The 13,061-nt window shown below is 63.5% G+C and carries 14 protein-coding genes; 8 read left to right on the forward strand and 6 right to left on the reverse strand.

Annotated elements, in window-relative coordinates; translation table 11 throughout:
• The first annotated feature begins 157 nt into the window (after window positions 1–157).
• On the forward strand, window positions 158–562 hold the full coding sequence (gene msrB, locus F3H95_RS01950) for a peptide-methionine (R)-S-oxide reductase MsrB (protein WP_143126682.1): 405 nt from the start codon (window positions 158–160) through the stop codon (window positions 560–562).
• Window positions 563–806: 244 nt separating this feature from the next.
• On the forward strand, window positions 807–1,703 hold the full coding sequence (locus F3H95_RS01955; RefSeq protein WP_149744737.1) for an EamA family transporter: 897 nt from the start codon (window positions 807–809) through the stop codon (window positions 1,701–1,703).
• 119 nt (window positions 1,704–1,822) lie between these two features.
• Here the strand turns inward: F3H95_RS01955 and F3H95_RS01960 are convergent, their stop codons facing one another.
• The 5 genes from F3H95_RS01960 to F3H95_RS01980 all read right to left on the reverse strand — a co-directional run bounded on the left by F3H95_RS01960 (window position 1,823) and on the right by F3H95_RS01980 (window position 5,464).
• Window positions 1,823–2,818 carry a hypothetical protein gene (locus F3H95_RS01960; RefSeq protein WP_149744738.1) on the reverse strand — a complete coding sequence of 332 codons (996 nt, stop codon included), beginning with the start codon at window positions 2,816–2,818 and terminating at the stop codon, window positions 1,823–1,825.
• A 425-nt stretch (window positions 2,819–3,243) separates the two neighbouring features.
• Complete coding sequence (locus tag F3H95_RS01965; protein ID WP_149745084.1) at window positions 3,244–3,756, reverse strand: GNAT family N-acetyltransferase; 513 nt, start codon at window positions 3,754–3,756, stop codon at window positions 3,244–3,246.
• Between the two features lie 164 nt (window positions 3,757–3,920).
• On the reverse strand, window positions 3,921–4,589 hold the full coding sequence (locus tag F3H95_RS01970; protein ID WP_149744739.1) for a hemolysin III family protein: 669 nt from the start codon (window positions 4,587–4,589) through the stop codon (window positions 3,921–3,923).
• Window positions 4,590–4,718: 129 nt separating this feature from the next.
• A complete protein-coding gene (locus F3H95_RS01975; protein WP_149744740.1) occupies window positions 4,719–5,039 on the reverse strand; it encodes a TraR/DksA family transcriptional regulator in 321 nt (106 codons plus the stop codon).
• A gap of 14 nt (window positions 5,040–5,053) precedes the next feature.
• A complete protein-coding gene (locus tag F3H95_RS01980) occupies window positions 5,054–5,464 on the reverse strand; it encodes a universal stress protein (RefSeq protein WP_143126687.1) in 411 nt (136 codons plus the stop codon).
• A 192-nt stretch (window positions 5,465–5,656) separates the two neighbouring features.
• Between F3H95_RS01980 and F3H95_RS01985 the strand changes: the two genes are divergently transcribed.
• Entirely contained in the window at window positions 5,657–6,529 is an 873-nt protein-coding gene (locus tag F3H95_RS01985) for a VOC family protein (protein ID WP_149744741.1), read from the forward strand.
• A gap of 101 nt (window positions 6,530–6,630) precedes the next feature.
• Window positions 6,631–7,797 carry an AI-2E family transporter gene (locus F3H95_RS01990; protein ID WP_143126689.1) on the forward strand — a complete coding sequence of 389 codons (1,167 nt, stop codon included), beginning with the start codon at window positions 6,631–6,633 and terminating at the stop codon, window positions 7,795–7,797.
• 22 nt (window positions 7,798–7,819) lie between these two features.
• On the opposite strand, the gene F3H95_RS01995 is transcribed toward F3H95_RS01990, so the two are convergent.
• Window positions 7,820–8,224: a DUF930 domain-containing protein gene (locus tag F3H95_RS01995; RefSeq protein ID WP_188134266.1), complete on the reverse strand. Its 405-nt coding sequence runs from the start codon at window positions 8,222–8,224 to the stop codon at window positions 7,820–7,822.
• A 131-nt stretch (window positions 8,225–8,355) separates the two neighbouring features.
• Between F3H95_RS01995 and F3H95_RS02000 the strand changes: the two genes are divergently transcribed.
• From F3H95_RS02000 to F3H95_RS02010, 4 genes are all read left to right on the forward strand, one after another.
• Window positions 8,356–8,625, forward strand: coding sequence for a hypothetical protein (locus F3H95_RS02000; RefSeq protein WP_149744742.1), 270 nt, complete (start codon window positions 8,356–8,358; stop codon window positions 8,623–8,625).
• A complete protein-coding gene (locus F3H95_RS27600; RefSeq protein ID WP_280177819.1) occupies window positions 8,622–8,744 on the forward strand; it encodes a hypothetical protein in 123 nt (40 codons plus the stop codon). Before F3H95_RS02000 ends, F3H95_RS27600 begins: the two co-directional genes overlap by 4 nt.
• A gap of 69 nt (window positions 8,745–8,813) precedes the next feature.
• The gene (locus F3H95_RS02005) at window positions 8,814–10,919 is read left to right on the forward strand and encodes a S9 family peptidase (protein ID WP_149744743.1); all 2,106 of its coding nucleotides are present in this window, start codon (window positions 8,814–8,816) and stop codon (window positions 10,917–10,919) included.
• Window positions 10,920–11,334: 415 nt separating this feature from the next.
• Window positions 11,335–12,966 (forward strand): diguanylate cyclase, encoded by a 1,632-nt coding sequence (locus F3H95_RS02010; RefSeq protein ID WP_149744744.1) that lies wholly within the window; start codon window positions 11,335–11,337, stop codon window positions 12,964–12,966.
• Window positions 12,967–13,061 lie beyond the last annotated feature (95 nt).

Raw genomic sequence — 13,061 nt, forward strand, 5'->3', positions numbered from 1 at the left:
AGGTCTCCGGCGCCGGCCGAGAGGTGCCAGCTTACTTAAGGCATGCTCACCGCTGCCTCAATGTTTTTAGACAGAATTCGACGCAGCTCCGTTCTTTATGAGCGCGTCGTGAACACCTATCTGAGGTGACAGAAACCGGAAACCTGCGAGGAACGCCATGCAAGACAGCAAGCTGAAGATCGAGAAGACGGAGGCCGAATGGCGCGAGCAGCTGACAGCGGAGCAATATCGCATCCTGCGCCAGAGCGGCACCGAGCGGGCATTCACCGGCCCCTACTGGAACAGCAAGGAGAAGGGTCTCTATCGCTGCGCCGGCTGTGACGAGCCGCTGTTCGTCTCCGACACCAAGTTCGATTCCGGTTGCGGCTGGCCGAGCTATTTCGCGCCCGTCAAGCCGGATGCGGTTGTGGAACTGCGCGACACCTCGCACGGCATGGTGCGCACCGAAATCCGCTGCGCGACGTGCAACGGTCATCTCGGCCATGTCTTCCCCGACGGCCCGCCGCCGACCGGCCTGCGCTACTGCATCAACGGCCATGCCATGGTGTTCGAGGCCCTTTGAGCGAGCGGGATCGCGGAGCGACGGGCACGGGGGCGCGCGGTTGAGGCCGGCCGGCGGATACCGGACACGCTTGCGGCGAAGGGCCGGCACGGCAACGGAGCGACCGGAATCCCGGCCTGACGGCGGCATCCCGGCCGCCCGCACACACGGATTGTTGGGGACAGCATAGTTCGACCTTCGCCGAAACATCCGGACACGGATGGGCGATAGGGTGCCGGCGACAGCCACAGGAACCGACATCCCGATGCCCGAAAAGACCAGCCTTGCCCGCGAACTCCTTCTTCTTCTGCTCCTCGCCACCTGCTGGGGATCGGCCTATACCTTCATCAAGGTGGGGATCGAGACGATCCCGCCGGTGACGCTGATTGCGGCGCGGACCCTGATTGCCGGAGCCCTGCTTGTCGCGATCCTGCGGCTGCGCGGGCTTTGCCTGCCGAAGGATCGCGCCGTCTGGGGGCGTTTCCTTGTGCAGGCCTGCCTCAACAGCGCGGTACCCTTCACGCTGATCGCCTGGGCGGAGCAGAGCGTGGATGCGGGGCTTGCCGTCATTCTCAATTCGCTGACGCCGGTGGTGACCTTCCTCATCACCGCCTTCGTGACCCGCCACGAGGCGGTTTCCAGCCGCAAGCTCACCGGTGTCGTTGCCGGCCTGACCGGAGCGAGCCTGATCATCGGGGTCGGTGCGCTGAACGGCCTGGGGCGTGATGTGCTGGCGCAGCTTGCCGTGGTCACCGCCACCGTCTGCTACGCCTGCGCCGCGATCTACGGCAAGAATTTCAAGGGTCTCGACCCGATGATGCCGGCGGCCGGCTCGCTGATCTGCGGGGCAGCGCTGCTGCTGCCCGCCAGCCTCGTCATCGACCATCCCTGGACGCTCAGTCCCTCGCCCTCTTCGCTTGTGGCGCTGCTCGCGCTCTCGGCCTTCTCCACCTCCCTCGCCTTCGTCATCTATTTCCGGCTGGTGCACACGCTGGGTTCGGTCGCCACCACCTCGCAGGCCTATCTGCGCGTGCCGATCGGCGTCGCAATCGGCGCCATCTTTCTCGGCGAGCGGCTGTCGCTCAGCAGCTGGATCGGTCTTGCCTTCGTGATGGTCGGCGTGATCGCCATGACGCTGCCCGGCCGCCGGGCAGAAGCCTAGGTGCGCTTGTCAGGACGCGAGGCCAGGGTGGTGCGCCGCATGCCGGATGGTGGGCCCCACGCCATGGCGCGGCGCGTCCCGGCGGCGGCGTGCCCGCCATTAGAACCGGGTGGGAAAGCTCACGGTCGGCCATCCAGCAGGCGCTGCCCGAGCAGAGCCACAAAGCTGTCACTGAACCCTTGCGACACGAAGGTTTGTGTATCGAAATCACTGCAACGCCCGACATAGGGCCGGGTACTGAGATAGGCCTCGCAGACCGCCTGCTTCGTCTCCGGACGCAGCCAGTGCATGTCGTCCAGAAGCTGCCGGTGGCTGTCGCGGCCTCCCGCGACCAGACGGCGCACCATCGCTTCCGACAGCGCGAATGGCGGCTTTGGTCCCTTATAGTCCAGCAGAGCGTTCAGCCTGAACTCGACCTCGGGCTCGTGCGTGCGACGTCCGAACATCTCCCGGTTCCCGAGCAGCAGCCGCAGAACCTCAGCGCTGGACGCGACATTCAGGTCCTCGGGGTAAACGAAATCGCCCGATGTGATGTCCAGGAAATCGAGAAGACAGGGAATGGGGCCCTGCGAGATATCGGCGACATAGGCCTGCTTCAGCCTGCGCAGCTGTTTCCACTGATCCAGTCCGGCCTTGTAGTCGACAAAGCCGATCGAGTCACACCAGTCGCCGACCGTCTCATATTCCCAGCAGCCCCATTGCCACCAGCCGGCATTGGCCCAGTCTACGGGCGGACGGGTGAGCATGAAGACGCGGACCGGCACGCCGAGGTCATCAAAGATCGTCGCAGACGACGGATCGATCCCGAGGTTCCAGAACCCTTCATTGCTGATGATAACGCTCTCATCGCCATCAAAAATGTCGGCAATCTGCCTCAACCCGTGTCCAAGCTGCTCGACCCAGTCGAAGGCGACATAGCTGGCGGCATAGCCGAACACGGAATGCCTGCCCGCCTCCGCCAGCTCCTCCCCATGCAGCACCGCCCCGTTGTTATCGAGACAGGCATAGACATAGGTGCGCCCCCCCGCAGCCATCACCGGATTGAGCGACAGGAACCCCTGCACCGTACTGCTGGCGCATTTGCTGGCGCCGATATGAACAATCAGCTCTCTCATGTGTCCTCGGACGGGAAATGGCGGAGCGGCCTCGCAGCGCCATTCCGACGGGATCGACATTCACCGCAGACACGATGAGCCGACCGCCGGTTGTGAAAAATTCAAGAGCGCTGCCGTCCGCCTGTCAAGACCGGTTGTGCTGCATCAGTCGTGCGACAGTCCGTTGCAAGCAACGCCCATTGGGTCAGGGCGGAGGGCTGCCGCAAACCGGATTGCCCGCCGCAGTTTTGAGCGGCGGAAAGCCGTCGCCGACAACCGACCATGACCCGGTTTTATGATTATGATTCGTAAAAATTATAGGCAAGAGAGGATGGAGAGAAATCACACCCGACCGTTTCACACATCTCGGGGCGCCGATCGGGGGACATTGACTGGCACGGCAAGGGCCGGTCAGGGCGTGCTTTGCGTCGCGGGGACACGTCCCCTCACAGGGGTCGCGACACCTGCAGTTCCATGCAGGCAAGATCCAGCCAGCGGCCGAACTTAATGCCAACCTCGCGGTGGATGCCGACAAGGCGAAAGCCAAGCCCCTCGTGCAGGCGTATGGAGGCGGCATTGCCGGCCTCGATGCAGGCCACCATGACATGGACATTGCCCGCCACGGCTCGTTCGACGAGCGCGCGCATCAGCGCAGCGCCGATGCCGGCGCCCCTGTGGTCACGATGCACATAGACAGAATGCTCCACCGTATGGCGGAACCCTTCGAACGCGCGCCAGTCGCCATAAGAGGCATAGCCGGCGACGCGACCGTCAACCTCTGCCACCAGCACCGGAAAGCCGCGCGCCTGGCGCGCGCCGAACCACTGACGACGATTGTCCAGATCGACCTGCGTTTCGTTCCAGATCGCCGTCGTATTGGCGACGGCATCGTTGTAAATCTCCATGACAGCCGCCAGATCGGCCTCGCCCGCATCCCGAATGATCACACCGGCCCTCATGCTTTCCATTATGGTGTACTTTTCGTTTCACATAACAGACGACCCATGCGCCGGTCCAGATGGACGCTTCACAGGCCGGATGTTTTCGGGCAGCGCCTGATGCCCAGGCGCCGCGTCAAGGCAATGCGCCGCGATACGCCGGCAGCGGAGGATGCGGGAACGGGTCAGGCGCCGGGCGACGTCAGGCTGAAACAGGTCAGCACCGCCGAATAATGCACGGCGGCGGCGGCCACCACGAAGGCATGCCAGATGGCGTTCTGGAAGCGCAGCCGCTCCCATACGTGAAAGATCACGCCAAGCGAATAGATCACCCCGCCGATGACGATCAGCCAGAGCGTGATCGGCGGCAGGAGCTCGGAAAGGTGCGGCACCACGACGACACCGCTCCAGCCCATGCCGAGATAGAGCAGGATGGCCAACCGGTCGTAGCGGCCGGGAAAGACGCATTTCACGGTGATGCCGATCAACGCCATGCTCCAGACAAAGATCAGCATCGACAGCACAAGCGGATCGGAGGCGCCACGCTGCAGGAAGGGCGTATAGGTGGCGGCGATCAGCACGAAGATCGCCGAATGATCAAAGCGGCGCAGCAGCCATTTGGTGCGCGAATGCGGCCAGATATTGTAGGTGAAAGAGACCGAGAGGCACAGGACAAGGCCGAGACCATAGGTCCAGGCGGCGGCAAGCTGACCATAGCTGGACCAGAGGGTGGCATAGAAGATCAGCGCGGTCACGCCGATCAGCGCAAACACGATGCCGATGCCGTGCACCACGCCATCGGCGACGATCTCGTGAAAGTCATAGGTTCGGCCGAAGCGGAACAGGTCGCTCATGCAATGCATCCTCCGTCTCGTGCAAAATGCAGGTCCGGGGTGAAAACGCAACGGGCCGAAGCCCGCTCCATCATCACATTGCATTGTGTTCCGTTAAGACTTTTTGACAGTGATGCGGCGGCAGCCGCATCACGCCTCGCTCATGCAGTCGCTGCACAGGGCGGCGTGTGGCACGGCCGCCAGACGCTCGTCGGAAATCGGTTCGCCGCAGCGGGCGCAGCGGCCGAAGGTGCCGGCATCGATTCGCCCCAGCGCTGCCTCGATGGCTGCGAGTTCCTTCTGGCCGGCCTCGCCCAGCCCCTCCAGCACCTCGTCATTGTTGCGCTCGATGGCGCGGTCGTCGTCATCGGGATTGCCGGGCTGGTCGAGGTCGTGCTCGATCTTCGTGAGCCTTCGGTCCAGTTCGGCGCGGCGCGTCTCCAGAACGCGCCGGTAGTGATCGGTCTCCATGTCCTGTCTCCCGCTCAGCGATCCACCAGCACCGAGCACTTGGCGTGGCGCACCACGCGGTCGGCGGTGGCGCCGATGAAGTAGTTCGAGAAGTCGGGGACATGCGAGGCCAGCACGATGAGATCCGCCCGGTTGGCCTCCGCCGCAGCCAGAATTTCATGCGCCGGACCACCCTGGCGGATCTCGATGGCCGCGTCGATGCCGAACCGGTCGCGCAGCGCCGCAAGCTTCTGGCTGGCATCCGTGCGCGCCTGCGCCACCAGATCCGTCGGGACATCGATCGCCAGATAGCCAGGCAGCTCCTCCACCACGTTGACGATGGTGATCTTGCCGCCGGCATCCAGCAGGGTGGCAGCCTTTTCAAGGATGCGCTCGCCTCTTTCGAGCTGGGCCATGTCCACGGCAACGACGATGGATCTGTACATGTTGGTCTCCCGGATCGTTTGAATGCAGGCAGTTTCCACCCGCAAGGGGTGGTGTGCCTTGAGCAAGGTCAAATCGGCCGGACACCATCGTCTTCTTTTATCGAACGAAGTTTCGTCGGATCGACATCTATATTGAACGCGCGCGCACGCCTATATCCGCTTCAAACCTCCTGCCCCGGAAAGCCAACCGTCATGACCGATACGAGCGCCCCTTCCCCCTCCTTCGCGCTGACGCGCCCCGCCCACGTGGATACCGCGCATCTGGTCGTCGAGGATCTCGACCGCGTCTCAGGCTTCTACCGCGACATCATCGGGCTGACGCCGATCGAGGGATCGGCGAGCGGCCAGGTGCTCGGCGTCTCCGGCGTGCCGCTGCTGACGCTGTCGACGGACAGGACGGTGGCACGCGCCCCGCGCACGGCGGCAGGCCTGTTCCACACCGCCTTCCTGGTGCCGAACCGCCGCGCGCTTGGCGCCTGGCTGGCCCATGCCGCCCATGCCGGCGTGCGTCTCGACGGCGCCTCCGACCATCTGGTCAGCGAGGCGATCTATCTCTCCGACCCCGAGGGCAATGGCATCGAGATCTACCGCGACCGCACGCCGATGGAATGGACCTATCTTGCCGATGGCACGGTGCAGATGGCGACCGACCGGCTGGACCTGCAGGCGCTCTATGACAGCGCGCCGAAGGGTGCCTGGGGCGGCATGGAGGATGGAACGGCAATCGGCCACATCCACCTGCAGGTCGGCAACATTCCGGAAGCAGACAGCTTCTATCGCGATGTTCTGGGCCTCAAGATCATGGCGCGCTATCCGGGCGCGAGCTTCTTTGCGACCGGTGGCTATCACCACCATGTGGCGGCCAACATCTGGAACAGCCGCGGCGCCGGCACGCGCAGCACCGGCATGACGGGCCTTGCCAACTACACGCTGAAGTTCAACGACCCGGCCGAACTCAAGCGCGCGCTTGCCAGCCTGGAGCGGCTGGAGATTGCCGCCACCCGCAGCGCCGGCGGCTGGTCGCTGAAGGATCCCTGGGGCATCGGCCTGACGCTCTCGGCCTGACGCTCTCCGCCTGAGGCCACGGCCGTTCTGGTCCGTCTGGCGGGCAGCCCGGAACCGGCGCAACTCTCGCGCGTTATGGCGGCGCAAGAGGGACCCCGGACATGGCTACGACTTCGACCCGCCACGGCAGGCACAATGGCAGCATGAGGCGGCGCGTGATGGAACAGGAGGCGGCGCGGCAGGACGAGATCGCCGTCTACCGCGCCGACGCCACCGAATTCATGCCGCTCGGACGCGAGGCGCTGGAGGTGGCGAAAGCCTGGGCGGTAATCGGCATCTTCCTGATCATCGGCTTTGCCGTGGTGCATCACCTCTCGCTGATCCTCAAGCCGGTCACCCTTGCGATCGTCATCGGCATGATCCTCGGCATGGCGGCCGAGCGCATGGGAGAGGTCGGCATTCCCCGCTTCGGCACCGCCCTCATTCTCTCCACGCTGGTGATGGCAACGATCTTCCTGATGATCAACGCGCTGGCCGAACCCTTGGCAACGCTGCTGCAGGACGGGCCGCGCGTGCTGGAAGGCGCGATTGCCCGCATCACGCCGTTCCTGGAACGGCATCACTGGCTCAACATCACCCCGGCCACCTTCGAGACCGGCCCGATGTCGATGGAAAAGCTGATCGAAAACAGCGGCAACATCCTCAGCATCGTCTCCGGCAGCCTGACGCCGGCGATCGTGCAGGGGCTGATCTTCTTTGCGGCACTGCTGCTCTTCCTCTACGGGCGCATCCGGCTGCGCCGCACCATCATCATGGCCTTTCCGACGCGACGCCAGCGACTGCTCGCGATCCGCATCTCCAATGCGATCGAGGAAGTCCTTGGCTATTACTTTGCAACCGCCAGCGTGATGTACATGGGCCTTGGCGTGGTGATGACGCTGATTGCCTATGCCGGCGGGCTGTCGATGCCGATCCTGTGGGGCATCTTTGCCTTTCTCTCGAGCTTCATTCCCTTCCTCGGCATCACCGTGATGACGCTGTCGGTCGCCATTGCCGGCATCATGACCCATGATGCGCTGCTTGTGGCGCTGCTGCCGGCCACCGTGTTCTTCCTGGTGCATCTGGTGATGGAGAACCTCGCCTTTCCGGCCGTCATGGGCCGGCAGTGGGAGATCAACCCCTTCGTGGTCTTCCTCGCCATCCTGTTCTGGACCTGGATGTGGGGGGCTGTCGGCGCCATGCTGGCGCTGCCGCTGTCGCTGATCGTCATGACGATCGCCCAGGAACTGTTCCCGGACCGCAAGACAATGCCGCAACTGCCCGATTGAGGCAGCTGCGGCACCGCAGACCTCAATCGTAGAGGTAATACTGTTCCCACTGTTCACGCGGAACCTTGGAGCCGACCTTGTAGTCGAAGGATTTGACCTCCAGCCCGTCATTGGCCGTCTGGCACTTGTAGCGCAGGCGATACCAGTCGCCCCGGCTGCGGAAGACGGCACCCGGCGCGCGGATCAGGTCGCCCTTCTCCACGGTGTCGCCAAAGGTATAGGCAATCACCTTGTCGGGCCGGAACCCCTCCGATTCACGCGCGATGCGGTTCATCGCCTCGATATCGCAACGCTGTTCGCGTCTCTCCTCGGGGGTCAGGGCATCAAGCTGTCGCACTATGCGATTGTCGATCGCCTGGGCGGGCAAGGCCGGCACGACGGCCAGCAGCACCGCGGCAAGGGAAGTGGATCGTATCATGCATCTCATTTCCGTTTCATGGGGGGACGCAGCGAAACCTAGGGAAGGTGTGCCGGAATGACCACCTACCGGAAGACGAATCGCGCAAAATGTGATCAACAATCCCGAACGGCGACAAACCAGCCGGCACGGGAGGGCGCATGGCGGAGGCAGACCCTGACGGGCAAAGCATGCGGCCTCTTTCGGACGCCCGCAAGGAACAGATCAAGCTGCGCGCCACCTTCTTGAACGGGATCGGCATCGGCGTGATGCTGATCGGGGTGATCACGCCGCCCATTCGCACCCTCTACGGCGACATCGACGCGCAAATCCATCCGCTCTGGCTGGTGCTTGTGCCGCTTGCTTGCTTTGCCCTGGGGATCACCTTACATTGGGTAGGCAGCACGATCCTGAAGGGATTAAGCCAATGATAGAGCACATCCTCATGCTTTCGATGCCGGTGATCGGGATCGCCATGGCGATCGGCTTTGTCTATTGGCAGAGCTGGCGTGATGGCGTTCTGCCGGGCCAGCGCTCGAAGAAGAAGTAGGCCTCCTTGCTCTTGGCCTGAGCGGCGCCTATCTCTGGCAGACCTTCCAGTCGACGCCGGAGTTTTTGCGTGCACCGTTCCAAGGCCCTTTTCCAGAACCTCCCCACCCCGCCCAAGGCCGAGAAACGGCCGGTCACCGATACCCGCCACGGCATTACCCGCACGGACGACTATGCCTGGCTGCGCGCCGACAACTGGCAGGCCATGTTCAAGGATCCCTCGCTTCTCGATCCGGAAATCCGCGCCCATCTGGAGGCAGAAAATGCCTATATGGAAGCAGCGCTTGGCGACACCACGGATCTGCAGAAGACGCTGTTTGCCGAAATGAAGGGCCGCATCAAGGAGGACGATTCGTCCGTGCCGATGAAGGATGGTCCCTTCGCCTATGGCACGCTCTATGTGACCGGCGGCGAACAGGCGCATTACTTCCGCACGCCCCGCGACGGCGGCGAGCAGCAGGTGCTTCTGAACGGTGACCGCGAGGCCGAAGGCAAGGATTACTTCCGTCTTTCCGGCATCGACCACTGCAGCGATCATTCGCTCGGCATCTGGGGCTATGACGACAAGGGATCCGAATACTTCACCTTGCGCGTGCGCAATCTCGCGACCGGCGAGGACCTGCCCGATGTCATCGAGAATACCGCTGGTGGCGGCGTCTGGGCCCCCAACGGCAAGAGCTTCTTCTATACCTTGCAGGACGAGAACCACCGCCCGTCGAAAGTCTTCCACCATATCCTCGGAGAGCCGCAATCGGCCGACCGGCTGGTCTATGAGGAAACAGATCCGGGTTTCTTCATGGGCGTCGGCGGTTCGCTGCTGGATGATGTGATCTATATCGACATCCACGACCACGAGACATCCGAATACCGCCTCCTCTCGACAACGGACCTGACGGCCGCCCCCGCTCTGGTGGCGGCGCGCGAAGAGGGCGTGGAATATTCCATGACCGAAGGCGGCGACATCTTCTATATCCTCACCAATGACGGCGGCGCCAAGGATTTCAAGATCATGGCGGCGCCCTTTGATGCGCCGGGCAAGGAGAACTGGGTGGAGGTGGTGCCGCATGAGCCGGGCCGTCTGATCCTCTCCCACATGGCCTATGCCCGCCATCTCGTCTGGCTGGAGCGTCGCGAGGGGCTGCCGCGGATCGTCATCATGGACCGCGCAAGCGGCGAGGACCATGCAATCGCCTTTGACGAGGAGGCCTATTCGCTCGGCCTGCAGGGCGCGGCCGAATACGAGACGGATGTGATCCGTTTCTCCTATTCCTCGATGACGACGCCCTCGCAGCTGTTCGATTACAACATGGCAACGCGCGAACGGGTGCTGTTGAAGACGCAGGAGGTTCCCTCCGGCCATAACCCGGACGATTATGTGACGCGACGCGTGATGGCCCCCGCCCCCGATGGCGAACGGGTGCCGGTTTCGCTGCTCTATCGCAAGGACACCCCGCTCGACGGCTCGGCGCCCTGCCTGCTCTACGGCTACGGCGCTTATGGCATCACCATTCCCGCCTCCTTCTCGACCAACACGCTGTCGCTTGCCGATCGCGGCTTCGTCTATGCCATCGCCCATATCCGCGGCGGCAAGGACAAGGGCTTTGCCTGGTACGAGAACGGCAAGATGGAGCACAAGGAAAACACCTTCCGCGATTTCATCGCCGCCGCCGACCATCTGGTGGCAGAAGGTTTTACGTCCTATGACAAGATCATCGCCGAGGGCGGCTCGGCCGGCGGCATGCTGATGGGCGCCGTCGCCAATATGGCGCCGGAAAAATTCGCCGGCATCATCGCCGCAGTTCCGTTCGTCGATGTGCTGACCACCATGCTGGACGACACGCTGCCGCTGACGCCGCCGGAATGGCCGGAATGGGGTAATCCGATCGAATCGGACGAGGAATATCGCTGGATTGCCGCCTATTCTCCCTACGACAACGTGGCAGACAGGCCCTACCCGCCACTGCTGGCCATTTCCGGCCTCACCGACCCGCGCGTCACCTATTGGGAGCCGACCAAGTGGATCGCCCGGCTGCGCGAACAGGCCCCGGCGGCGGGCCCCTTCCTGCTGAAGACCAACATGGCTGCCGGCCACGGCGGAAAGTCCGGACGTTTCCAACGGCTGGAGGAAATTGCCTTCGAATATGCCTTTGCGATCAAGGTCGCAGGCCGGACGTGAACGTTCCGGGCGCGGGCGGCCCTCTCCGCCCGGGCCCACGATTGTCTTGTTTTCCCGCCTGCGGCAGACAGGGCTTGAGGAGCGCCTGCGGCTGTCCTGCCCGGGGCAACCCTTCTCGCGCAACCGACACAGGACCAGCCCTGCGTGCAAATAAACACGGCGGTCTCTACCGGAGACGGTCCTGTATTCGCACCTGCGCAACAACAGAAAGAAACCGTCTTCAAGATATATCTGCGGGCGCAGCTTCGGCGTGACGCTGGTGTATGCCCGAAATTGCTACATACTGTCCTCGCAAGGCGGGATTTTTCCGATCAAAGACTGTTGTCTTTCGGTTCGTGATCAACAATCCGCGCCATGCTTGTTGTGAATTCGTACCGATTCGCTACAATTACCCAAACGGGGCGGGGTAAGGCATTTGGAGACGTCAGTCTGGCTGCTGGGAGCGACGATCGTTCTGGCAGTGATCATCATCATCGGCACCCTGCGCGCGCCCAATGCGCCGGGTCGATATGCGTTTGCACTGTCCGTGCTGATGTCGCTGTGGTGGACGAGCTGCGTGCTCTATCGCCACAGCGTGACCGATTTCGAACAGCAGCTGGTGGCCACCAAACTCGCCTGGTTCGGCATCATGGGCACGCCGCTGTACTGGTCGCTGAGCTTCGTGACCTATGCGCGCGGTCGCCAGCCGGAAACGCTGGGACAGATGGTTGTGATCGGCCTTATCTCCGCGTTCTTCGGCATCATCGCGCTGACCGATTCCTGGCACCATGCGATGTATCTGGAGCTGCTGGATGCCGAAGCCATGCTGTTTCGCCACGGCTGGGCCTATTGGGCGGCGCTCGGCATTGCCTATTCCACCATGACGGTGGCCTGCATCACCGGCACGGTACTGACCATCCGCCACCGCAGCATCCACCGCTGGCAGATCCTCTCGCTGCTGATTGCGGCCCTGGTGCCCTGGGTCGCCAATGTCGCGTACACGCAATATGGTTTCATGCTGTTCAACGACGATCCGACGCCCTTCGTGTTCGTCGGGGCCGGCGCCTTCATGCTGGGTGCGCAATTCCTGGGACGGCTGTTCGTGGTGCCGCCCATCGGCCGCGAGGCCATTTTCGCAATCCTGCCCGATCCCGTCATCATTCTCGATGAAAGCGGACGCATTCTGGAACTGAACCCGGCGGCCGCCACCCTGCCCGGCCTGCCGGCCCATCCGATCGGGGCGCTGTTGCGCGAACCCGCCGAGCTTTCGGCCCTGCTGGCCCGCACCGCGCATGGCGACGGCGAACGGCATGAACTCACGCTGACCGGCAATGGCAATGCCTACGAAGTTTCCACCCATTCGCTGAAACCCTGGGGCCGCGCCGGCGGACGCATGATCGTGATGCGAGACATCTCGCTGCGCAAGGCCGACCAGAACCGGCTCGCCAGCCTCTCGCGCGATCTGGAAGCACGGCTGCGGGACAATCTGCGCCTCCAGGAGATGCTGCGCGAGGAAGCGCTGCGCGACCACCTGACCGGGCTCTACAACCGCCGCCACGCCCAGAACATTCTGCCCGACCTTCTGGCCAAGCAGACGAGCGGCGGCGTGTCGGCCCTGGCCATCCTCGACATCGACCACTTCAAGAGCTTCAACGATCGCTTCGGCCATCAGGTCGGCGATGAGGTCCTGAAGGCCTTCGCCGCCACGCTGCTGGCAGCGCTCGGGCCAGGGGACAGCCTGTTCCGCTGGGGCGGCGAGGAATTCCTGATACATCTCGGCAGCACCAGCCGGACTGAGATTCTGGCCTGCTGCGAACGCTGGCGCGCGGTTCTGCAGGACATCCAGATCCCGGGCCTTACGCATCCAGGCCTCACCTTCTCGGCCGGCATCTTCCTCTGCCCGGCCTCCGGCGCAAGCCTGGAAGCCGCCGTGAAAGCCGCCGACCAGGCGCTGTATGGCGCAAAGGCCGCGGGCCGCGACTGCTGCCGCATTGCCGGTGAGTCGCGTCCGGCACCCTGCCCGTCGGCCAGCGGCACGGCCCGCAAGGGAATCGCCTCGCTCGCCTGAAAATGACCATGGCGTTTCCGGAGCCGTCCGCGGCAAAACGGTCATCCTTGCGCGCAAACCGGGCATAATGCCTGCAAATCAGTCAGCCACCCCGC

This window comes from Rhizobium sp. RU35A (assembly GCF_900156005.1).
Lineage (GTDB): Bacteria > Pseudomonadota > Alphaproteobacteria > Rhizobiales > Rhizobiaceae > Neorhizobium > Neorhizobium straminoryzae.

What these genes read in the sequence shown, in the direction of transcription:
- F3H95_RS01995 (WP_188134266.1), bottom strand. Translation starts at nt 8,224, where the DNA reads ATGAGATGCATGATACGATCCACTTCCCTTGCCGCGGTGCTGCTGGCC.
- F3H95_RS02000 (WP_149744742.1), top strand. Translation starts at nt 8,356, where the DNA reads ATGGCGGAGGCAGACCCTGACGGGCAAAGCATGCGGCCTCTTTCGGAC.
- F3H95_RS01960 (WP_149744738.1), bottom strand. Translation starts at nt 2,818, where the DNA reads ATGAGAGAGCTGATTGTTCATATCGGCGCCAGCAAATGCGCCAGCAGT.
- F3H95_RS01955 (WP_149744737.1), top strand. Translation starts at nt 807, where the DNA reads ATGCCCGAAAAGACCAGCCTTGCCCGCGAACTCCTTCTTCTTCTGCTC.
- F3H95_RS01990 (WP_143126689.1), top strand. Translation starts at nt 6,631, where the DNA reads ATGGCTACGACTTCGACCCGCCACGGCAGGCACAATGGCAGCATGAGG.
- F3H95_RS27600 (WP_280177819.1), top strand. Translation starts at nt 8,622, where the DNA reads ATGATAGAGCACATCCTCATGCTTTCGATGCCGGTGATCGGGATCGCC.
- F3H95_RS01965 (WP_149745084.1), bottom strand. Translation starts at nt 3,756, where the DNA reads ATGAGGGCCGGTGTGATCATTCGGGATGCGGGCGAGGCCGATCTGGCG.
- F3H95_RS01980 (WP_143126687.1), bottom strand. Translation starts at nt 5,464, where the DNA reads ATGTACAGATCCATCGTCGTTGCCGTGGACATGGCCCAGCTCGAAAGA.
- F3H95_RS01985 (WP_149744741.1), top strand. Translation starts at nt 5,657, where the DNA reads ATGACCGATACGAGCGCCCCTTCCCCCTCCTTCGCGCTGACGCGCCCC.
- F3H95_RS01975 (WP_149744740.1), bottom strand. Translation starts at nt 5,039, where the DNA reads ATGGAGACCGATCACTACCGGCGCGTTCTGGAGACGCGCCGCGCCGAA.
- msrB (WP_143126682.1), top strand. Translation starts at nt 158, where the DNA reads ATGCAAGACAGCAAGCTGAAGATCGAGAAGACGGAGGCCGAATGGCGC.
- F3H95_RS01970 (WP_149744739.1), bottom strand. Translation starts at nt 4,589, where the DNA reads ATGAGCGACCTGTTCCGCTTCGGCCGAACCTATGACTTTCACGAGATC.